Below are 24,225 nucleotides of genomic sequence, written 5' to 3'. Positions count from 1 at the left end.
GACCAAACCCATGCAGTTCAGTGTTCTCGGTCCGCTGACCCTGTCTGCGGACGACCGCGCGATCACCCTGACCGGCACGAAACCACGCCTCCTGCTCGCCGTGCTGCTGCTCAGCCCGGGCCGCACCGTCTCCACCTCCCGCCTTGTCGACGGCCTCTGGCCGGACGCGCCGCCCGCGTCGGCGGTGCGCAACCTCCGCACGTACGTGCACCGGTTGCGGCAGTCGCTTGACCGCGGCGGCGACTCGGCCGACCGGCTGGTCCACGACGGCCCCGGCTACCACCTGCGGGTCGACGAGCACGAGCTGGACCTGCTCCGGTTCACCCGCCTCGCCGAGGACGCGCGCCGGGCCGCGCGGGAAGACCGGCCGGCGGACGCCGCCGACCTGTTCGACCGGGCGATCGAGCTGTGGCGCGGGCATCCGCTTGAGGACCTGACGGACCTCGGCACCGAGCTGGACGGCACCGTCACCGCCCTGCGGGAGCAGTACCGGGAGATGACCACCGAGCTGACCGACCTGCGGCTGCGACTGGGCCAGCCGGCCCGGGTCATCCCGGCGCTACGCCGGATGGTGACCGAGGATCCGCTTGACGAGCAACGGCAGGCCCAGCTCGTCGTCGCGTTGACGCTCGAGGGGCGCGTCGCCGAGGCGCTTGCCGCCTACCAGCAGGCCCGGCGCGGCATCGTCGACGAACTCGGCGTCGACCCCGGTCCCGCGCTCCAGGGCGCCCTGCGCGCCGCGCTCGACGCCGACTCGGCCGAGGTCCGGCCGCCGTCGGGCTGGCCGGCCGCGGTGGCCGGCCCCGGTCCGGCCGCGCCGCCGCCCGCCCCGCCGGGTGGCCGGCAGGCGCTGCCGATGAAGCCGCCGTCCCTGGTCGGCCGGGACACCACGACCAGCCAGCTCCGGGCCATCGCCGAGGGGATCGCGGATCCGACCGGCGCCGACGACCACGCCGGCGTGGTGCTCGTCTCCGGCGCGCCGGGCGTCGGCAAGTCCTCCTTCTCCGTGACCAGCGGCTACGACCTGGCCGACCTCTTCCCCGACGGGCAGCTCTTCGTCAGTTTCGACAGCGGCGAGGAGCCGGCCCGTCGCAGCGGCGAGCTGATCCGGGAGCTGCTTGTCGAGCTGGGCGTGCCGCTCACCGACATCTCCGACGACATCCGGGAGCGGGCCGCCGTGCTGCGGTGCGCGCTCGCCGGCCGCCGCCTGCTGCTCATCATCGACGACGTCGACTGCGCGCAGCAGGTACGCCCGCTGCTGCCCGGCGCGGGCCGCAGCCTGGTGCTCGTCAACAGCCGGCAGCGCCTGCTGGACCTGGACGTCGGCTGGCGGCTGACGCTCGGCGCGCTGGACCGGGCCGAGGCGGTGGAGCTGCTGGCGACGATCGCCGGCGAGCGCCGGGTCCGGGAGCAGCCGGAGGTGTTCGGCCGGATCGCCGACGCCTGCGACCAGTTGCCGTTGGCGCTGCGGATCGTCGGCAGCCGGCTTGTCACCCAGCCGGACGGGGCGCTGCCCGGCTTCGCCGAGCACCTGGAGGACGAGGAGCACCGGCTCGCGGAGCTTGTCGTCGGCGACATCTCGGTGCGGGACAGTCTCTCGGTCAGCTACCAGGGGCTGGACGTGGACGCGCGCCGGGCGCTGCGCGAGCTGGCCGCCGCCGACGCGCTGATCACCGCGACAAGCGCGGTGGAGATCCTGCGCCTGCCCCGGCAGCAGGCCAACCGGCTGGTCGAGCACCTGGTCCACCACAACATGCTGCTACCTGTCGGCTCCGGGTCCGGCCAACGCTTCCACCTGCCGGAGCTGCTGCGCATCTTCGCCAACGAGTGCGTGTAAGGAGGGGGCCCCGCTTAACGCTTGGCGTATAGGCGGGGCCCCCGGTTAACACTCGTCTACTTCAGGAAGCGGTCCAGCGCCGCCTCGATGGTGCCGCTGTCCGGCGCCGCGTACGACTTCATCGTCGTCTTGTTGTAGGAGATGAAGCTCGGGCAGCGGGCGGTGGGCGCGGTGACCGTGCCGCCGTCGCCGATCTTCTCGCCGGTCTTGGCGGCGTGGAACGTCAGCGTGTAGCGGGAGGAGATGTAGTCGACCGTGACGATCTTGCCGTCGGTGGCCTTGTACTGGCACTTCTTCGGCGTGCCCTCGCTGCCGTCGACCACCTTGAGGCAGCCGATCACCGACGCGCTGGCGAAGTCCGCCGACTTGACGTAGTAGCGCTTGTCCGAGCTGAACGACTTCTGCGACCAGAACGTCGGCCGGTCCGGGGCGTTGGAGAAGACGTACGCCTTGGCGCTCGACGGCCCGGTGTACGGGGCGGCGTTGAGAATCGAGCCGCCGTCGCAGACCGCGGACATCTCGCTCGAGTAGCGGGCGGTGAGCGCGTCGTTGCTCGACGGCTCCTCCGGCCCGGTCGACTCCGGCGCCGACTCGGTGGGGGCCGGCGTCGACGTGTCCGGCCCCGGGGTGGTGCTGCCGGACGCGACAGGCGTCGGGTCGTCCTTGTCGTCCCCGCCGAACGCGACGTAGGCGAGCCCACCGCCGCAGCAGAGCAGCGTCAACGTCACCGCGCCGGCGGCGAGGCCGACGATCAGCCCCTTCTTCGACCGGCCGGGCGGCGGGGCCGGCGCGAACGGCGCCGGCTGCCCCGGGTAGCCGGGCTGGCCCGGGTACGGCGAGCCGGCCTGCGCGCCGAACGGCGCACCGGACGCCGGCTGCTGACCGTACGGGGCACCGGACGCCGGCGGCGTGCCGTAGGGCGCACCCGACGCCGGCTGCTGACCGTACGGCGCGCCCGAAGCGGGCGGCGTGCCGTAGGGCGCGCCGGAGGCGGGCTGCTGGCCGTACGGGGCGTTGGGGTCGGGCTGGTTGCCCCACGCTCCGGCGTTCGGGTCCGGATAACCTCCGTAGGGAGGGTGATTGTCACTCATCTGAGGTTCTTCCACCTGTCGTCCGTGGTTCCGGCGATCAACCACCCGCAGCGTAATGACGGCTGCAAACCCTCGCTCGCCGAAGTTCGATCAATCTTCACCGGGGGTGCCGGAGCCGTTCCGGTGCGTGCCCGGCCGGCCTCCACGCCGGCCCCACACCCGGGTGTCACCTGGTGGGATCCCTTGTCACGCAACGGATCCCGGGTCCGACGGCTGGCACTTTGTGTGTCAGAAATGTGACGCACTTGACACCGAGAGGGTCAGCGCGGCACCGGCACCGCGTCCCGCGCCAGGGCCAGCGCGCCGTACAACGCGGCGTCGTCGGCGAAGCGGGACCGCACCACGTCGGGCGGGTGCGGCAGGGCCTCGGTCAGCCGGTCGACGAGCATCCGCCGGATCAGCACGCTGCGCGTCACGCCGCCGACAAGCACGATCCGCTGCGGATCGAGCAGCAGGCAGCAGGTCACAAGCGCGCGGGCCGCCTCGTCGACCCGGGCGGCGAGCGCGTCACGGGCCGGGCCGGGCCGCTCGGCGGCGGCGGTGAGCCCGGCCGTCCCGTCCGGCACGCCGAGGTCGGCGGCGAGCCGGTCCAGCGCCCGGCCGGAGAAGTCCAGCTCCAGCATCGTCCCCGGCCAGGCCGCGCCGGCCACCGCGTACCCGATCTCGCCGGCCGCGCCCCGGTGGCCGGGCAGCACCGCGCCGCCGACCGTGACGGCCGCCGCGATGCCGGTGCCGATCCCCACCACCAGGCCGGGGTCGACGCCGCGCAGATCGCCCAACCGCAGCTCGGCCAGGGCGGCGGCGTTCAGGTCGTTGTCCACCGCGACCCGGGGCACGTCGAGCGCGTCGCGGACCGCGTCGGCCAGGCGCAGCCGCTCCCAGCCGGGCACGTTCGGCGCCAGGTCGATGCCGTCCGGGCGGACCACGCCCGGCGAGGCCACCCCGGCGGCGGCGAGCGGGCCACCGACCTCGCCGACCAGGTCACCGGCGAGCGACAGCGCCCGGGCCAGCGCCTGCGGCGCGCCCTGCTCGGCGTGGGTGGGCACCCGGCGGTGGGCCAGCAGCCGGCCGTCCGCGTCGGACACCCCGACCGCCATCTTCGTGCCGCCGAAGTCGATGCCGAGCAGGAGTCCCGCGTCGCGTGTGCCGGCGGCCGGCGGGCCGGACAGCCGCACGCTCACGGTGCCTCCTCTGTTCGCGACTGCGGGGCTCGCAAACCCGGCTCACTCCTCGCGCTCACTTGGCCGCCATCTCGGCGGCTACGGCGTCCAGCTCCTCGTCCGCCCGGCGCAGCAGGTCGCGCACCCCGGCCAGCCGGTCCGCGACCGGGTCCAGCGCGGCCCGCAGCACGCCCACCTGGGCGCGGACCGCGGCGGCGCCCGGCCCGTCGGCCTGGGCCCGGTGGAGCACCAGCTCCGGGCGGACGGCGGCGGCGATCAGGTCGGCCACCGCCGCGTCGTCCAGCTCACCGGCGGTGTCGGCGGCGGCGGCGCGTACGCCCTCGGCGGTCCAGGTGTCCGGCCCGCCGGCCCGGACCAGCCGGCCGACGAGCGAGTGCGCGGCCCGGAAGGGTACGCCGTGGCGGGTCAGCGCGTCCGCGGCGGCCGTGGTGGTGGCGCCGGAGGCGACGATCTCCTCCCGGCTGGGCGGGTTCAGCGGCGCGATCTCGGCGAGGAAGCCACCGACGAGCGTGAAGAAGCGTTCCGCCCGGTCGTTGCTCTCCCAGAGCCGCACCTGCACGTCGGTGGTGGCGTTGTTGGAGTCCTCCCACCAGGCGGCGCCCACGTTGTTGAGCACCGAGGCGGCGTCCGCCGCGGCCTGCCCGGCGTAGGAGACCAGGTGTTCCAGCACCACCGGGTTGCGCTTCTGCGGCATGATGCTGCTGCCCTGGGTGAAGTCGCCCGGGGTAGTGACCCACTGCCAGCTCAGCCAGTCCATGAGCGTGCGGGCCAGCCGCGCGCCGGTGGCGAGCGCCCGCGCGTTGACCGTGCCGACCCGGACCAGGTGGTCGGCGCCGGCCACCGCCTCGTACGAGTTGGTGACCAGGCCGGCGAAGCCGAGCAGCTCGGCCAGCCGGGCCGGGTCGATGTCCAGGTCGGTGCCGGCGAACGCGCACGAGCCGAGCGGCGAGACGTTCAGTTGGTCGATCACGTCGGCGTAGGTGGCGGCCTGGCCGGCGAGCGCCTCGGCGTAGCCGGCGAGCGCGTGCCCGATGGTGGTGGGCTGGGCCGGCCGGCGGTGGGTGTAGCCGGTGATGACCACGTCGGCGTACCTGTCGGCCTGGTCCAGCGCGGTGCGGCCGGTGTCGAGCACCCGCTGGAGCACCTCGACGAGCTGGTCGCGCAGCAGCATCCGGAACACGCCGGCGTCCAGGTCGTTGCGGCTGCGGGCGAGCTGCACGTCCAGCTCGGACGTGGGGATGCCGCACGCCGCCGCGAGCCGCTTCTCCAGCAGGTAGTACGTGTCCTCGAAGCTGCCGTCGTACGCCGGCGGCGCGCTGGTGTCGGCGCGCAGCTCGGCCAGCCCGCGCAGCAGGCGGGCGCCGCGCTCGGCCGGGATCAGCCGCTGTTCGGTAAGCATCACCACGTGCGCCTGGCTGGCGCGCACCATCGCCGGGTAGAGGTGCCCGACGTGGTGGTCGTACGTCGGCGCCAGGTGGTTGCGCTGGTAGGCGGTAAGCGTGCTCATCGGGTTTCCTTCCGGTCCGCGGTCAGGCCGAGCAGCCGCTCGGCGTTCCCGGCGAAGATCGCGCGCAGGTGGTCCTCGGGCAGGCCCAGCTCGTGGCAGACGCGGAGCTGGTCGTCGAGGTAGCGGGTGACGTAGCCGCGCGGGAACCAGGACGAGTCGCTGCCGTAGACGATGCGCCGCGGCCCGATCGTCTCGTAGCAGCGGCGGAACAGGTCCTCAAGCGTGAGCTTGTACGGCATCCAGCGCACCCACTGGTTCGAGCCGGACGTGTCGATGTGGATGTTCGGGCAGCCCCAGGCGGCGAAGGACAGCTCCTGCACGTGCTGGACGCCGAAGTGCGGCACCACCACGGCCAGCTCGGGGAAGCGGCGGGCCATCCGGACCAGCTCGTCCGGCCCGCCGTACCGGCCCACGCTGAGGCCGCCGGCACTGCCGTAGTGACCGATGTGGATCAGCACCGGCACGCCGAGGCGCTGGGCGGTGGCCCAGAGCGGGTCGAGGTCGGTGTGGTCGAGCGGACCGCGCAGCAGCGGCGCGAACAGCTTCAACCCGCGCAGCCCGCGTTCGGTGACCGCGCGTTCCAGCTCGGTGGCGGCGTGCGGGCCGTACGGGTCGTGGTGGGCGAAGCCGAGCAGCAGGTCCGGGTGCCGGTCGACCACGTCGGCGAGCGCGTCGTTGCCGCCGCCGGTGACGAACACCGCCCGGCGCACCCGCGCCGCGCGCAACTCCTCGGCCCACCGGTCCGCCTCGTCCTCCCAGCGCCCGGCGGGCGGCTCCGGGTCGGGGAAGCTCCAGGTCCGGCGCCACTGCCGGGAGTACGGCGCGGACCCGGCGGCCCGCACCTCGCGCTCGTGTGCGCCGCCGGGGTGCATCCCGGCGGCCTCCTCGCAGGCGTGGATCGTCTCGTCGGCGCCGATCCGGAAGTGCATGTGGAAGTCGACGACGTCGAGTCCCCGGTCGACGGTCATGCGCGCTCCTCACCCGATGAGTCGGGCAACGGGTCGGCGGTGGGCGGGGCCGGCATCGGCGCGGCCACCCAGGCGGCGACGATCTCGCGCAGCCGCTCTCCGGCCGTGGCGCGCACGGTCCGGCCGGCCTCCTCGGTGGCCCGTGAGATGTGCCCGGACCAGCCCTGCCACGGGTCGGGCCGGGACTCGACGAGCACGTACGGGTGGGTCACCGGCAGCTTCGGGCGCGGGGGCAGGTCGGTGGCGGCGTCCAGGCGTACCGTCTCCGGCGCGAAGCCGAGCACCCCGGACGTCTCGTACGCGCCGCCGTGTCCGCGGGCGATCACGTCGCCGTACAGGTCGCCGGTCTCCGCCGGGGTGACCAACTGGAACCAGTTGACGAGCAGCAGGCTCGCGGTGCGCCGCCCGGAGACCCACTCCATCGCGGCCCGGACGGTGGACATGTTGGCGTCGTGGCCGTTGACCACGAGCAGTCGGGGGAAGCCGGCGGCCACGATGCCCTCGATCACGTCGGCGAGGTACCCGACCGCGATCTCCGGTCGGATCGCCACCGTCCCCGGCCAGGGCCGGGTCTGCCCGGGGCAGGCCGCGTAGGCCACCGGCGGGAACAGCACGCCGCGCGGGCCGGGACCGGACGCGGCGCTCTCGGAGGCGAAGCCCTCGGCGAGGATGAGGTCGGCGCCGAGCGGCAGGTGCGGTCCGTGCCACTCGACCGCGCCGACCGGCAGCACCGCGAAGTCGGCCGCCGCGACGACCTCGGCCAGCTCGCCGCCGGGGATCCCGGCGGCGGGCAGCAGCCCACCACCGGCCGGCCACAGTTCTGTCACGCCGTCCACTTGACCGCCTCCTTCGCCGCCCGGCCGCCGTTCTGGAGCCGGCCGGAGACCACCATCACCACGAAGATCAACACCACCTGGAGCATTCCGTACGCGGCGGCGGTGCCTACCTCGAACGAGTACATCCGGTTGTTGATCTCCACCGAGATCGGCGCGGTCTCCGAGGTGTAGATCAGCACCGAGGCGACGAACTCCCCGACGCCGTTGACGAACGCGAGCAACGCGCCGGCCAGCACACCCGGCAGCATCAGCCGCAGCGTGACCGTGCCGAACGCCCGCCACCAGGACGCCCCGAGGTTGCGGGCGGCCTCCTCAAGCGACGGGTCGAGCTGGGCCAGCGTGGCCGAGCTGGACCGGAACACGAGCGGCAGGAACCGCACGAAGTAGGCGAGCGGCATGATCCAGAAGGTGCCGATCAGCACCTGGCCGAAGCTGAACGCGTTGCCGGTGCTGAACGCCGAGATCAGGTTGATCGCGACCACCGTGCCGGGCAGCGCCCACGCCAGCATGACCGCCACGTCGAGCAGGCCGCGCCCGCGGAAGTCCAGCCGGCGCACCGCGTACGCGATGAGCACGCCGACCACGACGCAGCCGACGGTGGCGAGCAGGCTCATCTGGAGCGAGTTGACGATCGGCCTATAGGCCCCCGGGTCGGAGAAGATGGTGGTGAAGTTCTGCGTGGTGTAGCCGGACGGGATGACCTCGGTCGTCCACGAGCCGTCCTGCGAGAACGCCACGAGCGCGATTGTCGCCACCGGGGCGAGCAGCACCACGACGGCGAGCAGCGAGGCGGCGAGCGCCAGCCAACGGGCGAACGGGTTGGTCAGCTCGCGGCGGTGGCTGGCGACGCCCTTGGACTGGGAACGGTAGCTGCGCCGCCCCTCGTACCAGCGCATGCCGAGCAGGAACAGCACCGACACCACGGCCAGCACCGACGCGTAGGTCGAGGCCATCGGCAGGTCGCCGTTGGTGCGATTGATGTAGATCTGCATGGTCATGGTCCGGTCCACCCCGAACAGCAGCGGAGCGGTGTACGACGCCAGCGACGTCATGAAGACCAGCAGCGACGCGGAGACCAGCGCCGGGGTGAGCATCGGCAGCAGCACGGTCCGCCACACCCGCACCCGGCCGGCGCCGAGGTTGTAGGCGGCCTCCTCCACCGACGGGTCCATGCCGGTGAGCGCGGCGGACGTGGCCAGGTAGAAGAACGGGTACATGGTGAACGTGTGCACCACGAGCACGCCGGCGATGCCGCTGAACGGCAGCACCGGGTTCTCCGTGCCGAGGAGCTGTTGCAGCGCGCGCGGCAGGATGCCGGTCTCGCTGTAGAGGAGCTGGAACGAGATCGCCCCGATCAGCGGCGGCAGCGCCGCCGGCACCAGGATGATCGCCTCGATCAGCCGGCGGCCGGGGAAGGAGAACCGCTTGAGCAGGAACGCCATGGCCACGCCGACGATGCCGCAGAGCAGCACGCTGGCGGCGGAGATCATCAGCGAGGTGAGCAGCGCCGAGCGGGCCACGCCGTCGCCGGTGAGGAAGCTTGCCCAGTTGTCCGGCCCGTCCACGCCGACGCTCTCGCCGAAGGTGGCGAGCATCGGCTGCACCACGTAGCCGAAGAGGATCAGCACCAGCGGGAACACCAGGATGTACGGGAACCAGCGCGAGTTGGCGCCGATCGTCGGGCGGCGGAAGCGCCTGCCGCCCGGGGGCGTGGGGTCGTCGGTGATCGGCGGAACGGTGGCCGCGCTCGGGGTCGCGGGGATGGTGCTCATGCACCCACCACCCACATCCGCTCCGGCGGCAGCCGCAGCCCGACCTGGTCGCCCACGGCCAGCCCGGCCGGCACGTCGATCGCGGCCACCTGGACCGCCTCGCCGCCCACGTCGACGAGCAGGTTGGTGGCCATGCCGGTGAACTCCAACTCGGTCACCCGGCCGGTGAGGATGCCGTCGTCGGTGGGCGGGCCGAGCGTGATGTGCTCGGGGCGTACCGACACCAGGGCGGTGGCGCCCTCGCGGAGCCCGTGCTCGGCGGGCGCGGCCACCGGGACCTGCCAGCCGCCGGGCAGCGCCACGGTCACCGTGTCGGGTCCGGCGGTCACCACCGGCAGGCTGAGCACGTTGCTGCGGCCGATGAACCGGGCCACGAACGAGGTGGCCGGCCGGTGGTAGATCTCCTGCGGCGTGCCGACCTGCCGGACCCGGCCGGACTCCATCACCGCGATCCGGTCGGACATGGCCATCGCCTCGGACTGGTCGTGCGTGACGTAGAGCGCGGTGGTGCCGGAGTCCTTCTGGATCCGGCGGATCTCGACCCGGGTCTCCTCGCGCAGCTTCGCGTCGAGGTTGGACAGGGGTTCGTCGAGCAGCAGCGTGCGGGGCCGGATCACGAGCGCCCGGGCCAGCGCGACGCGCTGCTGCTGGCCGCCGGAGAGCTGGTCGATCCGCCGGTCGCCGTACCCGTCCAGGTGGACCTCGCCGAGCACCTCGTCGACCCGCCGCCGGGCGTCGGCCCGCCCGACCTTGCGGATCTTCAGGCCGTACGCCACGTTCTGGGCGACGCTCAGGTGCGGGAAGAGCGCGTAGTTCTGGAACACCATGCCGGTGTCGCGCTTGTTCGGCGGCCGGTTGGTGACGTCCTCGGCGCCGAAGCGGATCCGGCCCGAGCTGGGGAAGTAGAAGCCGGCCACCATGCGCAGGGTGGTGGTCTTGCCGCAGCCGCTCGGCCCGAGCAGGGTGAAGAACTCCCCCGCGCCGATGCGCAGGTCGACGTCGTCGACCGCCGCGGTGTCGCCGGCGCGTGGGAAGCGCTTGCTCACCGACTCCAGCGTGACATCGATCATGATGTCTCTCCTTGCGTCCGGTAACCGGGTCCGACCGGTGACGGGTGGGGGCGGTTCGGGGAGGCGACGGCGGTACGCCGGGCGCGTGGTGCGCCCGGCGTACCGTCCGGTCAGCCCTTGTTCTTGATCTCGCTGTTCCAGTGGTTGATCCACTCGGTCTCGTTCTTGCCGACCACGTCCCAGTCGACGTCCATCGGCTTGAGGTCGAGCTGGGCCAGCCACTCCGGCTTCTCGGCGATGTCGATGGCCGGGATCTGGAAGTAGTCCTTGGCCAGCTCGGCGCGGAGCGAGTCGTCGAAGAGGAACTCCAGGAACTTCTGCGCGCCCTCGCTGTTGCCGCCCTTGACCTGGGCCAGGCCGTCGACCAGGACCGGGGCGCCGGAGGCCGGCATCACGTAGCCGAACGGCATGTTCGCCTGGTTGGCCTGGAGCAGGATGTCCTGGAGGTTCCAGGCGCTCAGCGTGCCCTGCTGGCGGGAGAGCTTGAGGTAGAGGTCGGTCGGGTTGGCCGCGTACGCGCCGGTGTTGGCGTCGAGCTGCTTCAGCCAGTCGTAGCCGGGCTGCGGGTTGCTGCCGTCGGGCGACTTCCGCTGGATCATCGAGGCGTAGATCGACCGCATGGTGCCGGACGCGGCCACGTCCCGGATGATGATCTTGTCCTTGAACTCCGGCTTCAGCAGGTCGTCCCAGTCCTTCGGGGCCTGCTCCGGGGTGAGCGCCTTGTTGTTGTACATGATGACCTCGGGCAGCAGGATCTCGCCGAACCACCGGCCCTGCGGGTCCTTGTACGCCTCGTCCATCTTGCCGGCGAACGACGGCTGCCAGCCGGTGAGCAGGTCCTCGGACGCGCCCGACGCGAGGCCCTGCTGGGTGCCGCCCCACCAGACGTCGGCCTGCGGGTTGGCCTTCTCCGCCCGGACCCGCTCCAGGATCTCCTGGGCGCCGAGGTTGAGCACCTCGACCTTGCCCTTGTACTCGGGGTACTTGGCGGTGAACTTGTCGACGACGAAGGTGGTCACCTTCTTGTCGCGGGCCGTGTAGATCGTCAGCTTCTCGGCCTCGCCGGAGCCGGAACCGGAGTCACCGGAGCCGCCGCCGCAGGCGGTGCCGGCGGCGAGGACGGTGGCGAGCGCACCGGCGAGCAAAAGTCGACGTCTCATGGGGTACCTCCGAGGGTGTTGAGGGGTCGAGCGGTCAGGGGGCGGGTAGCAGAGTGGACAAACCGGACGCGGCGGCGGAGAGCGCGTAACTGATCGCACCGTGCAGCACCGCCTGGTCACCGAGGACCGCGCGACGGACCTCGGTCGGGCTGGGCGCGCCGAGGGACACGAGCGCCTGGAGCCGCTCCACGGCGTCGTCGTCGAGGTCGGCCGCGGCGCCGCTGAGCAGCACCCGCCCGGGGTCGACCACGCAGGCGCAGGAGACGATGAGCCGGGCCCAGGCGGCGAGCACCTCGGCCAGGTAGGCGGCGGCGCGCTCGTCGGTGGCGGCCAGTTCCACGAGCGCCCGCACCGGCGCGGACGGCCGGCGTCCCGGCGCGAGGGCCACCACCCGCTCGGCGATCGCGCCGGCCGACCAGCGGGCCTCGAACGGCCCGATGCCGTCGTGCGCCCGGTCGGCCGGGTCGAGCGGCAGGAAGCCCACCTCGCCGGCCGCGCCGCCGGAGCCCCGGCGGACCTGCCCGTCGAGCACCAGGCCGGCGCCGATGCCGTCGGCGACGTGCAGCAGGAGCAGGTCGGCCACGTCGGTCCCGGCGCCTGCGGAGTGCTCACCGGCGGCCATCAGGTTCACGTCGTTGTCGATCACCACAGGCACGCCGAGCCGCCGCTGGACCGACTCCCCCACCGGACGCGCCTCGACCAGCCCGACGGAGGGGGCGAGCCGGACCGCGCCGCCGGTGGAGACGCCCGGCGCGGCGATGGCCACGCCGCGCAGCGCGGGCAGCCCCGCGCCGGCAAGTTCCGGCACGGCGGTGCAGATCAGGTCGACGATGTCGCCGGTACGCCGCACCGTGCGGTGGCCGATCACGGCGCCGTCGCTGTCGGCGATCTCGCAGCTTATCCGGGCCGGCTCCAGCGCGACGGCGGCGACCAGCTCGGCACGGGGGTTGAACTCCAGGATGGCGCGGGGGCGGCCGGCGCGGGAGGCGCCGGGTCCGCGCTCGATCAGGTAGCCCTCGGCGATCAGGTCCCGCACCAGCGGGGTGAGCGTGGCGGGGCTCAGCCCGGTCAGCTCGGTCAGCTCGGCACGGGACAGCACCCGGGCCGAGCGGGCGGCGGAGATCACGCTGCTGCGCTTGATCTCCTTCGACCGCTCTCGGCTCACCGGGCTCGTCGGTGGGGTCACCACTTCTGTCACACTTCCTTCCTACGGCGAACGAACTATTGCGTCAAGTCACGATCTGGTCTCGCAAGACCGGCACGGGCGCGCTTGAGCTGGTCATACGGCGCTCTTTCGGGCACCCGGGAGCGGTCGGGTCCGCCGGTGCCACTGCTTCGGCATCGCGCTTGACCCGCCTTTAGTTCGGTTAGCGAAAGAATGCAGCCCGGCGCATCAGCCCCGGCACCCGGATCAGCTTGCCATTGTGGAGGGTCGGCGAGTTCGACCGGAGGCGGAGTCTGGGCGGAGGCGGAGGCGGAGTCGGGCGGGAGGGTGCCTGCCCGCAGCGGCGACACCCCTGGCTCCAGCCGCATTCAGAGCTGAACGACTCACGCCGTCGACCCCGGCCCACGGTCACCGGCAAGCAGGTTGATCGACTCCACTCCCCCGAAGTGGCGTTATCCCCCCATGGCTTCACCTCGCCACCTCGGCGAAGTGGAGTCGATCAGGGCCGGCTCTCCCGCCCCTCGGGACTTGCGTTCCACCCAATAGGACAGCGGTAGATCTTGGTACGAAAAGGCCCCTGGAGGGGCCTTTTCGTACCAAGATCTCGAATGCTCTCGCCCGCGGGCAGCACCCCGACCTGGCGGACCTGTCGATCGAGGTCCTGGCCAACGGCTGGGACAACCTCGTGTGCCGGCTTGGTGAGAAACTCCTGGTCCTGATCGACTTCGGCGGACAACCCGCTGATGCGCGGCATCGGCGAGCGCACCTTCCGTGCGTGCTGGACTAGCACGAGCAGCCGCTGAGCGGGTCATGGCTCGGCGATCACGGCACCGGCGTCAAGTAGTTGATCGACAGGACGGCAGGTAGTGGTCAGGCTAGGGACGTTCGTCTCGCAGCTTCAGGTTGTCGACGAACGCACCCCAGGCCGCGGTGTCGAAGCTCAACATCCCTGTCGTGGGGGCCTTGGAGTCGCGCACGTCGACCACGACGCCCCGGCCCCGCACCTCGACGCACTGGCCGTTGCTCCCGGAGCGGCTCGACTTGCGCCAGGCGTCACGTTCCATGCTTGCTCAACTCCTTGATGAACGTCACCGACTCAGCCGGCGACCGCGCCAGCGTCCTCAGATTGTCGTACGCCGCCGACAGCCGCGCCAGGTCGCGGCTCGCCTCAAGGAACAACTCCCCCGCCAACGTCTCGATGTAGCCCAACGGCGGATCGTCCTGCTCGAAGGTGAGCAGCGCGAAGCCGCTGCTATCCGCCAGGTGCGCGCCGGCCTCGAAGCGCAGCACCTGGATCGTGACGTTCGGCAGGCGGCTCACCTTGACCAGGTGGTCGAGCTGTTCCCGCAGCACGTCCGGGCCGCCGACCTCGGTCCGCAGGGACGCCTCGGAAAGGATCGCGTGCATCCGCAGCGGCCTCGGCTTCCGGCGCAGCACCTCCTGACGGGTCATCCGGGCGGCAACCCGCTCCTCGACCGTCTCCGGGTCGGCCTCCCGGCCGATGACGTTGACCTCGCGGGCGTAGCGCTCGGTCTGGAGTAGACCGGGCACCAGCATCGGCTCGAAGTTCTTGAGTTCGGCGGCCTCCGTCTCGTAGGCGATGTAGGTCGCGTACTTGCCGCCCAGGCGCTGCCACCAGCCGTCCTCGCGCAGCCCCCGCGCCTGCTCCAGCAGGGCGATGCCGGGCTCCTGGTCAATCTTGATGCCATACGCGACAAGCAGCTCCATCACGTCACCGACGCGGGGCCTGATCTCGCCGGACTCGATCCGACTGATCCGAGAAGGTGAGCAGCGAACGATGTCGGCCGTCGCCTCACCGGTCAGACCGCTGGCTTCGCGGAGCTTGCGGAGTTCCCGGCCGAGTCTGCGGGAGCGCGGTGTCGCGGGCGTGAATCGAGGCATGTCATCGATTCTGCACCCCTGAGCCTCCGCTCACATAGCACGCCGCACGTGCGTTTCTGTGTCGATCATGCACGGAAGCTTGTATTGCATCATGTGATGCGAGAGGCTGTGAAGCGCACACTACAGAACGTCATCACGATCTCCGGAGGTGAGCGCTCGTGGTCTCCCACGCCGTGTCGGTGGTGTTCGGTGGGCTGGTGCCGGGTTTCCTGCTCGGGCTGCTCGCGTTCCGGGTGAAGTCCCGCTGGTGTCCGCGCTGTGGACAGTCCACCGAGGCCATGCGCCCACCCGTGGAGCGGCAGCGGTGACCGCCCAGCGGCTGCGGGACACCGACGAGGCGCCGATCGGGCGGCGGGTGGCCCGCTGGCGTGCGCGCCGGCGGATGACCCAGCAGATGCTCGCCGACCGGCTCGGCAAGTCGAAGAGCTGGGTCGACAAGGTCGAACGCGGCGTGCGTGCCCTCGACCGCTACTCGGTGATCCAGGAGATCGCCGAGGTGCTCCGCGTGGACCCGGCGGTCCTGCTCGATCCGCGCCGGCCCGCGCCGACTGCGGCGTCCGGGTTGGACGGCGTGGAGGCGGTCCGCGCCGCGCTCGCCCGCTACCACCGCCCGGCCGGGCCGACGGCGCCGCCGGACACGGTCCAACGGCACGTCGCGCACGCCTGGCTGACCTACCAGCATGCCCACTACGCCCAGCTTCTGCGCGCGTTGCCCGGCCTGCTGGACGCCGCCCACGGCACCCCGGACCTGCTGCCACCGGCGTACCGGATCACCGCCTCGGTGCTCGTCAAGCTCGGCGAGGCCGACCTCGCCTGGCTGGCCGCCGACCGGGCCGTCGCCGCCGCCGGGGATCCGGCTCGCACGGCCGCCGCGACCATCGTCGTCGCCGAGGCGCTGCGCGCCCTGGGCCGCGACCACCTCGCCCGCACCGCCGCCCTCGCGGCCGTCGACACCGCCACCGACCCAGGGGTACGCGGAACGCTGCTCGTCCAGGCCGCCGTAGCCGCTGCCGGTGGTGGCGACCACCGCGACGCCGACGACCTGCTCGGCCGGGCCGCCGCGCTTGCCGATCGGGGTACGGCCGGCGACGACCCGCACCACACCGCGTTCGGCCCCACAGTCGTGCTGCTGGCCCGCTTCCTCGCCGCGCTCGCGCTCGGCGAGCACGCCGAGGCGGTGCGCCGGCACGAGCATGCCGTCCGCACCGACGGGTGGCGTCGACTTCCCGCCGAGCACCGGGCCGCCCACCTGATCGACGCCGCCCGCGCGCATCTCCAGGCCGGCGACCTCACCGCCGCCGGGCAGGCGCTCGTCGACGCCGACCGGATCGCGCCGGCCGAGGTCAGGTGCCGGCCGGTCGCGCGTACCCTGCTCGCCGGGATCGCCCCGCGCGACCCGGCGGCGGCCGACGTGGCCCGGCTCGCGGCCCTGGTCGGCCTGGCCCGCTGACCCCCCGGACCACACCGTCGCGCGTTGGTGACCGAACGTGTACCGAGTTCCGGAACCGTGCGAATTCATTGACTGCGGTCACTCGCACACGGTTACCTGAGGGTAGGGACTCCCCCCACCTCCCCCTCCTCCGGCACGCCTGCCGCCCGCTGCGTGCCGGCGACGAAAGGTGCCCGAAATGATGCGATTCGGAGCGGCGTACCGACGATGGCCCGTGCGGCTCGCGGCGTGCGGCGCGACCGCCGCCGTGCTCGGCGCGGTCGGCGCGGTCGCCGCCCTCGCCCCGACCGAGGCGTACGCGGCAAGCACCGGCTCGCTGGTGAGCGCCGCGAACGGCAAGTGCCTGGACGTGGCGAACAACTCCACCGCCGACGGCGCGACCGTGCACATGTGGACCTGCTATGCCACCGTCGCCAGTCAGAAGTGGACGCTCGGCGACGACGGCTCCGTCAGGTCCCAGGGCAAGTGCCTCGACGTGGCGAACAACGCCACCGCCAACGGCGCCGCCGTGCACATCTGGACCTGCTACGCCACGGTGGCCACGCAGAAGTGGACGCTCACCGCCGCCGGCGACCTGGTGAACACCGCGTCCGGAAAGTGCCTGGACATCCGCGACAACAACCAGGCCGACGGCGCGACCACACAGATCTGGTCGTGCACCGGCGCGGCCAACCAGAAGTGGACCCTCAGCGGCGGCGCCACCCCGACCACCCCGCCGCCGACGACGACCCCCACCACGCCCCCACCCTCGGACACGCCCGTGACCAACCCGGACCTCGGCCCCAACGTCAGCGTCTTCGACCCGTCGATGCCGGCCTCGACCATCCAGAACCGGCTGAACGCGGTCTTCGCCCAGCAGGAGACCAACCAGTTCGGCGACGCCAGGTACGCGCTGCTGTTCAAGCCCGGCACCTACGCGGTGGACGCCAACGTCGGCTTCTTCACCCAGGTCGCCGGCCTGGGCCTCACGCCGGGTCAGACCACCGTCAACGGCCGGGTGCACGTGGAGGCCGACTGGTGGCCGGACGGCTCGCAGAACGCCACCCAGAACTTCTGGCGCTCGGCGGAGGGGTTGACCGTCAACCCGACCGGCGGGCTGGAACGGTGGTCGGTGTCGCAGGCCGCGCCGTACCGCCGGATGCACGTGCGCGGCAACCTGGCGCTCTCCGACGGCGGCTGGTCCTCCGGGGGTTGGATCTCCGACACGAAGGTGGACGGGCAGATCCAGTCCGGGTCGCAGCAGCAGTGGATCACCCGCAGCTCGCAGATCGGCAGTTGGACCGGCTCCAACTGGAACCAGGTCTTCGTGGGCGTGCAGGGCGCGCCGGGCAACAGCTTCCCGAACCCGCCGTACACCACTGTCGGCGCCGCGCCGGTGGTGGCCGAGAAGCCCTACCTGTACGTGGACGCGGCCGGCGGGTACCGGGTGTTCGTCCCGGCGAAGCGCACCGACACGGCCGGCACCAGTTGGGCCGCCGGCAACCCGGCCGGCCGGTCGATCTCGCTGAGCCAGTTCCAGATCGTGCGCCCCGGCGACACCGCGGCGAGCATGAACGCGGCGCTTGCCACCGGCCGGCACCTGCTCGTCACCCCCGGCGTCTACCAGCTCGACCAGACGCTCAACGTGACCCGGCCCGGCACCGTCGTGCTCGGGCTGGGCCTGGCCACGTTCGTGCCGCGGGGCGGCGTCACCGCGATGACCGTCGCGGACGTGGACGGGGTACGGCTCGCCGGCGTGCTCTTCGACGCCGGCACCACGAACTCGAACGTGCTGCTCCAGGTCGGGCCGCCCGGGTCGAACGCCGACCACGCCGCCGACCCGACCGTGCTGTCGGACGTGTTCGTCCGCATCGGTGGCGCGATCGCCGGCCGGGCAACCGTGAGCGTGCAGATCAACAGCGACGACGTGATCGGTGACCACGCCTGGATCTGGCGGGCCGATCACGGCCGGGACGGCACGTACGGCTGGGCCGTCAACCCCGCCCGCAACGGGCTGGTCGTGGAGGGCGACGACGTCACGTTCTACGGCCTCTTCGTCGAGCACTACCAGCAGTACCAGACCATCTGGAACGGCGAGAACGGGCGGACCTACTTCTATCAGAACGAGATGCCCTACGACCCGCCGAACCAGGCCGCGTACATGAACGGCTCGACCCGGGGCTGGGCGGCGTACAAGGTGGCGGACTCGGTGACCAACCACCAGGCGTGGGGGTTGGGCAGCTACTGCTTCTTCAACGTCAACCCGCAGGTGGTGAACGCGCGGGCGTTCGAGGTGCCGGTGAAGTCCGGTGTGCGGTTCCGCGACATGGTGACGGTCTCGCTCGGTGGGGTCGGCACGATCAGTCACGTCATCAACGACACCGGCGCGCAGGTCGACAGCGGTCACCAGGTGACGAGCCTCGTCAGCGGGCCCTGACCACCCACACACCGCACCCCCATTTAGTGAGGCGCATCTATATTGACGAACGTCGCAGGTGGGGACAGACTCTCGGCACCACCACCCCCATGATCCCGCTCCGGGAGGGCGCCATGAACCGTCCCCGCCTGCCGTTCGCGCGTACGGCCGCACGACTGGCCGCGCTCGCCGCGGCCACCGCCGGCGTGCTGCTCGCCGTCACCGCACCCGCGCACGCCGCCGTGCCCTCCGGGCGGTACGTGGCGCTCGGCGACTCGTACACCGCCGGCCCGCTCATCCCCACCCAGGTCGACCTGAACTGCCTGCGGTCCAACCGCAACTATCCGTCCCTGGTCGCCGCGTCCGCCGGCTCGTCGTCGTTGGCGGACGTGAGCTGCTCCGGCGCCACCACCGACGACATCCTGTACGGCGGGAGCGGGCAACTCGGCATCAAACTGCCACCGCAGCTCAACGCAGTCACCTCGACCACGGCGCTGGTCACGGTGCAGATCGGCGGCAACGACATCGGGTTCTCCGGAATCATCAGCAACTGCGCCGAGGACAGCGTCAGCAGCCCGCTCGGCTCGCCCTGCAAGGACCGGTACACCGCCGGCGGCACCGACCAGCTCCGGGCCCGGATCGCCGCCGCCGCGCCGAAGGTGACCACGGTGCTGCGGTCGGTGCGGCAGGCCGCGCCGAACGCGCGGGTCGTGGTGCTCGGCTACCCGGCGATCGTGCCGGACAGCGGGTACGGCTGCTGGCCGGTGGTGCCGATCGCCTACCAGGACGTGCCCTACCTGCGCGGCGTCGCCAAGGCGCTGAACACGATGCTGTCCGACACCGCGGCGGCGAACGGCGCGAGCTACGCCGACGTCTACACGCCGTCGATCGGGCGGGACCCGTGCAAGAGCAGCGGCACCCGCTGGGTCGAGGGGTTGGTGCCGCAGAACTCGGCCGCCCCGTTCCACCCCAACGCCCGGGGTGAGCAGGGCATGGCCACCGCCCTGCTGGCGCACCTGAACTGAGCGCATCCGGTCCTGAGCCCGGTCCCGTCGCGTGGCGGGGCCGGGCTCACGGCCGGCTCAGCGCAGCGACCGGAAGGCGTCCCGCATCTCCTGCGCGAACAACTGCGGCTGCTCCCAGGCGGCGAAGTGCCCGCCCCGCTCCACCTTGCGGTAGTGGATCAGATTCGGGTACGCCCGCTCGGCCCAACTCCGCGGCGCCAGCAGGATCTCGTCCGGGAACTGGCTGACCGCGGCCGGCACCCGCACCCCCTTCGCGGCGAAGAAGGACAGCTTGTTCTGCGCGTAGAGGCGGGCCGACGACACGCCCGTGTTGGTGAGCCAGTAGAGCGTCACGTTGTCCAGGATGTCGTTGCGGCTCAGGCCGCCGGGCCGGCCGGCGAACGCGGCGCGGATCAGGTCCAGGCTTGCCGCGTCGTGGTCGAGCATGAACGACGCCAACCCGACCGGCGAGTCGGCGAGCGCGGTGAGCGTCTCCGGGCGGGTGGTCATGACGAGCGCGTACGCGGAGTGCTTCCAGAAGAAGTCGATCCGCTCGCACGCCGCCCGTTCCTCGTCGGAGAGCCCGGCCGGCAGCTCGACCAACGGGTTGTTCACCCCGGTGATGCCGCTCTGCAACAGCGCGTCGATGTCGGGCGGCACCACGCAGGGCATGTTCGTGTGGATGCCGGCCAGCTCCGGCGGCGCCTGCACGCCGAGCATGTCGGTGATGAGCGCGCCCCAGTCACCGCCCTGCGCCACGAACCGGTCGTAGCCGAGCCGCCGCATCAACTCGGTCCAGGCGCGCGCGATGTGCTCCGGGTCCCAACCGGGCGCGTCCGGCTTGGCGGAGAAGCCGTAGCCGGGCATCGACGGGATCACCAGGTGGAACGCGTCCGACTCGCTCCCGCCGTGCGCCGTCGGGTCGGTGAGCGGCCTGATGATCTTCAGTTGCTCGATCACCGAGCCCGGCCAGCCGTGCGTGACGATCAACGGCAGGGCGTCGTCGTGCCGGGACCGGACATGGATGAAGTGGATGTCCAAACCGTCGATCTCGGTGACGAAGTTCGGCAGATCGTTCAACCGCGCCTCGACCGTGCGCCAGTCGTACTCCTTCTCCCAGTAGCGGGCGAGCGCCTGGCTGGTCTCCAGCGGCACGCCCTGCGACTGGTCGTCCACGGTCTCCCGCTCGGGCCAGCGGGTCGCCGCGATCCGCGCCCGCAGGTCGGCGAGGTCCGCTTCGGGCACCTCGACCCGGAACGGGCGGATGTCGGTGGTGGTGTGGGTCCGCGTCATGGTCTTGACGGCCACGGAACTCCCCTCCTCGGTTCGCGCGTAGGCTGCCGCTTTCCCGCCCAGCACCACCTGAACCGCCCCTGCCGCCGGCCTCCGGCGGAGATCTTGGAAGCAAAGTGCCCCTGGAGGGGCCATCCGCCTCCAAGATCTTCAGACGGCGGGTGTCGTCGCGTTACCGCGAGACGCCGGACGCAGCCGAGGAACCGGTCGTGGAGCGCCGCCGGGTCCGGCGGGTTCGGGCACAGCCGGGTCAGGTCGGCGGTTGCCTCGGCCAGCAGCCCGGCCATGTCCACGGCCAGCCACCTCACCCCGCCGGTGTAGTCGGCGGCCAACTCGGCCCGGGCCTCGCCGCACGGCCAGGGGTGGGCGCACGCGGTGCAGATCCAGAGGGGCTTGAGCGGGGCATGACGCTGCACGTCTGACCTCCCGGGACGGGTCGGGTTCGCGGACGGCGCCCCATCCCGCCGGGCGTCGCCTCCAGCGGCACGGGGCCCGCGAACCACTCCACCCCAACCCGTCCTCCAGATCACCCGCCGTCCCGGGTTTCCCGAGCCGCTCGCCCGGCTGATCGGCATGAACGTCTGGGACGCGGACGAGGTGGACGAGTGGGCCCGGCACCACCGCCCGCCCCGCCCGACCGACGGCGACGAACAGGGCTGACCACCGCTGATCAACACCAGCTCGGTGAGGTGGCGGGGTCGGACCGGCCGGGATGGCACCACCTCGCCGGAGTGGAGTGGATCGAGGCGACGCGCTCGCCGGATCGGCGTCGGTCAGGGGGCCTCGAAGCGCTCGCGGGTGAGGAACGCCAACTGGGCGCGCTTCTCCGGCATGTCGATCTCGTCGGCGAACGTGAAACCCTCCGTCCGCAGTCGACGCAGCGCCGCCTCGTTGCGGACGTCCGGCTCGACCACGATGCGCCGCGCCGCCGGGTCCCGCAGCAGGAAGCGGGCCAGCGCCGGAGCGACGGCGGCGGTCAGGCCGCGCGCGTACCGCCGGGGTGGATTCAACAGCAGGTGCATCCCCACGTCGCCGGGCTGGACCGGGTACCGCTCCCCCACCGGGTCCGCCTCCGGGCGGTAGGTCTGGAACAGCCCGATCGGTTCGCCGTCGAGCAGGATCAGGTACGCGTGATGGGTGTCCAGCCCGTCCAGGAACGTATAGACCTCGCGTACCTCGTCGAGGGTGTGCGACCCCATCCCCCAGAACGTGTTGCGGGGCAGCGTGACCCAACTGTGCAGCAGCTCGGCGTGCCGGTCGGGGCGGACCGGCGCCAACGCCAGCTCGCCGAGGGGAGTCCGTTCCAGGGGGATCACGATGGTGTCGTCCTTTGCGAGAGGGCCGGTGGGCACCAGGATCAGCGTCCCGGCGGCCCAGTGGGTGAACTGGTCGGTGAAGTGCGCGTCGCCGGGCCGCCCGGACGCGCCGAACGGGACGATCCAGCGGCTGGCCGCCCGGTCGGCCAGGTCCCACACATAGCGGGCGACCGGGCCGCGCCAACAGGCGTCGGAGACACCCGGCACGCTGGCGGTGGCGAGAACGCAGTCGGTGTCACCGGTGAGCGCCACCCGCTCCCGCATCGCGTGCACCGCATCAGCGGTCGAGGCGACCACGCCCAGGTGCACCGGATGCAGCACGTGCCGCCGGCCCCATGGCTCGGGCGTCGGCCCGGCGGCCACCTCGGTCAACGCCCCGGCGGCGAGCGGCACGACGTCGACGCCAAGGGCCCTGGGCGACGCGCCGACGGACGCGTCAACCCGGGACGACGCAGGACCGACGCCGGACGCGGCGTCCCCGGGCGACACGTGGCCGCCGCCGAGGGCGGGCGGCCCGTCGACGAGATGGTCCAGGGCCAGGCCGATCCGGGTCGCCGGGTCGGTCCAGGGGGTGAACAGCTCGTCGTACCCGGACGGTTGGTGCAGCGCCCGCAGCGACGGGTGGGCGGCCAGCCGGCGGGCGAGCGCGGCCCGCCAGGCCGCGTACGCGCCGGCCTCGGCCGAGTCGGCCGCCATCTCCCGGTCCCAGGCCAGCAGCCGGTCGCGCAGCGCGCGGGCCGGCGCGTCGAGCCGGGCCGGGTCGAGCCGGCGCAGCAGCAGGTACGTCGGTGTCGCCGGGAGTCGGGCGTCGGTGTGCACGCCTGACGACTCGACGCCGTCGGCGAGCAGGGCGCGGATCCGCCGGGCGCGGTGCGGCGGCGCGAAGTCGCCCCCGTGTGCGGCGACATCCGCGCGCCTGTCGTTGGCGCAGACCGCGACGCCGCCGAGCGCCCGCCCCGCGCGACCATCGGCAGCGCCGCCGAACGCCGGGCCCGCGCCGCCATCGGCGGAGCCGCCGAACGCCCGCCCCGCGCGACCGTCACCGCCCGACACGGTCTCGTCCACCATCGGCAGGTGGTCGCCACGCCAGTGGTGTCGCGGCTCCCAACCGGGCACCGGCTCCCGGCGGCACCGCTCGTCGCGTACCGGGACCAGGCCGGCGACCAGGCGGCGGACCGCGCCCCCGGTGTCGGCGGCGAGCACGCTGTTGACGGGCTCGACCCAGCCGCGCAGGGCGTCGGCGACGTCGCCGGCCCGGCGGGCGCGCAGCAGCGGCAACAATGCCTCGAAGCCGAGGCGGGCCTCGACCCGGCTCGGCGTCCGCAGGCTGATCGCCTCGCCGGTGACCCGGTCGTGGTCGATCACCGGGCCGCGCGGCGTCTCGATGATCTCGACGGTTTCCGGTGCGCCGCCGCGCACCTCGATCGTCTCGACGTGGCGGGCGACTGGTGTCCACCCGTCCGGGTCCCGCACCAGCACCCGCTCGCCGTCGCGGCGGAGCTGCTCGCGGTAGAGGTCCTGGTAGTCGGCCATCGCGTTGGTGACGGCCCACGCCACGTGCCCGGTGTGGCCGAAGTGCGGCAGGCCGGGCACGCCGGGGAAGGCGAGCCCGACCACGTCGAACTCCGGGCAGGCCAGCCGGATCTGCTGGTAGATGCCGGGTAGTTCGAGCAGCCGGTGCGGGTCGCCGGCGAGCACCGGGCCGCGTCCGGTGGCCGGGTCGGCGGGCAGCGCCCAGGCGTTGCTGCCCGACGACGCCGGCCCCTCCACGGCGAACAGGCCGACCGCCTCGGGGCCGAGCGTGCGGGCGACGTGCGCGTGCCAGAGCTTGTTCGGGAAGGTGGAGAAGAGCACGTGCTGGACGAGGAAGACGCCCAGCGGGGTCCACGGCTGCCAGGGTTCGGGGGCGCTGCCGGTGGCGGCGAACTCGGGTGCGGCGGCGGCGCCCTCGGCGAGGCCGGAGTTGACGCCGTCGACGTACGCCTCGACCCACCTGCGGGTGTCTGGATCGAGTCGTTCGTGGCAGCGCCGGGCGGTGTCGTCAAGTCGGGCCCGCCTGGCGAAGCGGTCCCACGCCAGCTCGGCGGGGCCGATCCGGGCGGCCAGCCGGCCTTCGGCACGCCACCGTTCCACGCAGATCTGCCACGCCCGGTCCAGGGCGGCGACGCGGCCCTGGAGGCGGGCGAGCGCGTCGGCGTCGTCGGCCCAGAGTTGGGGCACGCCCCACCGGTCGCGATCGACGCGCGTCACCGGCCCGGCCCGACCGGACGGCCGTTCC

At 72.7% G+C, this 24,225-nt stretch carries 18 protein-coding genes and 1 pseudogene; 5 read left to right on the top strand and 14 right to left on the bottom strand.

Going from position 1 to position 24,225, the window contains the following annotated elements:
- Positions 1–10: 10 nt before the first annotated feature.
- Positions 11–1,837, top strand: a complete 1,827-nt coding sequence (locus SM450_RS23360; protein ID WP_474621900.1) for an AfsR/SARP family transcriptional regulator — start codon at positions 11–13, stop codon at positions 1,835–1,837.
- A 56-nt stretch (positions 1,838–1,893) separates the two neighbouring features.
- Here the strand turns inward: SM450_RS23360 and SM450_RS23355 are convergent, their stop codons facing one another.
- The 11 genes from SM450_RS23355 to SM450_RS23305 form a co-directional block, all read right to left on the bottom strand.
- The gene (locus SM450_RS23355; protein ID WP_474621899.1) at positions 1,894–2,928 is read right to left on the bottom strand and encodes a hypothetical protein; all 1,035 of its coding nucleotides are present in this window, start codon (positions 2,926–2,928) and stop codon (positions 1,894–1,896) included.
- Positions 2,929–3,188: 260 nt separating this feature from the next.
- Positions 3,189–4,109: an ROK family protein gene (locus SM450_RS23350; RefSeq protein WP_474621898.1), complete on the bottom strand. Its 921-nt coding sequence runs from the start codon at positions 4,107–4,109 to the stop codon at positions 3,189–3,191.
- Between the two features lie 55 nt (positions 4,110–4,164).
- A complete protein-coding gene (locus SM450_RS23345) occupies positions 4,165–5,616 on the bottom strand; it encodes a lyase family protein (protein ID WP_474621897.1) in 1,452 nt (483 codons plus the stop codon).
- Positions 5,613–6,584, bottom strand: coding sequence for an amidohydrolase family protein (locus SM450_RS23340; RefSeq protein ID WP_474621896.1), 972 nt, complete (start codon positions 6,582–6,584; stop codon positions 5,613–5,615). The genes SM450_RS23345 and SM450_RS23340 overlap by 4 nt, the downstream gene beginning before the upstream one ends.
- The gene (locus SM450_RS23335; RefSeq protein WP_474621895.1) at positions 6,581–7,420 is read right to left on the bottom strand and encodes a creatininase family protein; all 840 of its coding nucleotides are present in this window, start codon (positions 7,418–7,420) and stop codon (positions 6,581–6,583) included. Before SM450_RS23335 ends, SM450_RS23340 begins: the two co-directional genes overlap by 4 nt.
- Positions 7,408–9,192, bottom strand: a complete 1,785-nt coding sequence (locus SM450_RS23330) for an ABC transporter permease (RefSeq protein WP_474621894.1) — start codon at positions 9,190–9,192, stop codon at positions 7,408–7,410. The genes SM450_RS23335 and SM450_RS23330 overlap by 13 nt, the downstream gene beginning before the upstream one ends.
- Complete coding sequence (locus SM450_RS23325; RefSeq protein ID WP_474621893.1) at positions 9,189–10,262, bottom strand: ABC transporter ATP-binding protein; 1,074 nt, start codon at positions 10,260–10,262, stop codon at positions 9,189–9,191. The genes SM450_RS23330 and SM450_RS23325 overlap by 4 nt, the downstream gene beginning before the upstream one ends.
- Positions 10,263–10,372: 110 nt before the next feature.
- On the bottom strand, positions 10,373–11,422 hold the full coding sequence (locus SM450_RS23320) for an extracellular solute-binding protein (protein WP_474621892.1): 1,050 nt from the start codon (positions 11,420–11,422) through the stop codon (positions 10,373–10,375).
- Positions 11,423–11,456: 34 nt separating this feature from the next.
- Positions 11,457–12,620: an ROK family protein gene (locus tag SM450_RS23315; protein ID WP_474621891.1), complete on the bottom strand. Its 1,164-nt coding sequence runs from the start codon at positions 12,618–12,620 to the stop codon at positions 11,457–11,459.
- An 842-nt stretch (positions 12,621–13,462) separates the two neighbouring features.
- Entirely contained in the window at positions 13,463–13,651 is a 189-nt protein-coding gene (locus SM450_RS23310) for a DUF397 domain-containing protein (protein ID WP_474621890.1), read from the bottom strand.
- Positions 13,641–14,489, bottom strand: coding sequence for a helix-turn-helix domain-containing protein (locus tag SM450_RS23305; protein ID WP_474621889.1), 849 nt, complete (start codon positions 14,487–14,489; stop codon positions 13,641–13,643). Before SM450_RS23305 ends, SM450_RS23310 begins: the two co-directional genes overlap by 11 nt.
- A 158-nt stretch (positions 14,490–14,647) precedes the next feature.
- On the opposite strand from SM450_RS23305, the gene SM450_RS23300 reads away from it, so the two are divergent.
- The 4 genes from SM450_RS23300 (at position 14,648) to SM450_RS23285 (ending at position 19,359) form a co-directional block, all read left to right on the top strand.
- A complete protein-coding gene (locus SM450_RS23300; protein WP_281588632.1) occupies positions 14,648–14,797 on the top strand; it encodes a hypothetical protein in 150 nt (49 codons plus the stop codon).
- Positions 14,794–15,939: a helix-turn-helix domain-containing protein gene (locus tag SM450_RS23295; protein WP_474621888.1), complete on the top strand. Its 1,146-nt coding sequence runs from the start codon at positions 14,794–14,796 to the stop codon at positions 15,937–15,939. The genes SM450_RS23300 and SM450_RS23295 overlap by 4 nt, the downstream gene beginning before the upstream one ends.
- A gap of 178 nt (positions 15,940–16,117) precedes the next feature.
- The gene (locus tag SM450_RS23290) at positions 16,118–18,355 is read left to right on the top strand and encodes a ricin-type beta-trefoil lectin domain protein (RefSeq protein ID WP_474621887.1); all 2,238 of its coding nucleotides are present in this window, start codon (positions 16,118–16,120) and stop codon (positions 18,353–18,355) included.
- Positions 18,356–18,468: 113 nt separating this feature from the next.
- Entirely contained in the window at positions 18,469–19,359 is an 891-nt protein-coding gene (locus SM450_RS23285) for an SGNH/GDSL hydrolase family protein (RefSeq protein ID WP_474621886.1), read from the top strand.
- A gap of 57 nt (positions 19,360–19,416) precedes the next feature.
- Here SM450_RS23285 and SM450_RS23280 read toward each other — a convergent pair whose 3' ends face one another.
- The 3 genes and pseudogenes from SM450_RS23280 to SM450_RS23270 form a co-directional block, all read right to left on the bottom strand.
- On the bottom strand, positions 19,417–20,646 hold the full coding sequence (locus tag SM450_RS23280) for an epoxide hydrolase family protein (RefSeq protein ID WP_474621885.1): 1,230 nt from the start codon (positions 20,644–20,646) through the stop codon (positions 19,417–19,419).
- Positions 20,647–21,404: 758 nt separating this feature from the next.
- Positions 21,405–21,947: a GNAT family N-acetyltransferase gene (locus SM450_RS23275; RefSeq protein WP_474621958.1), complete on the bottom strand. Its 543-nt coding sequence runs from the start codon at positions 21,945–21,947 to the stop codon at positions 21,405–21,407.
- Between the two features lie 3 nt (positions 21,948–21,950).
- Positions 21,951–24,197: pseudogene (locus tag SM450_RS23270) on the bottom strand (penicillin acylase family protein); the annotation flags it as partial.
- Between the last annotated feature and the right edge of the window lie 28 nt (positions 24,198–24,225).

Source organism: Micromonospora marincola, assembly GCF_056150385.1.
The sequence above is the reverse complement of the archived record's forward strand: the minus strand, read 5'-3'. Positions and strand labels throughout refer to the sequence as shown.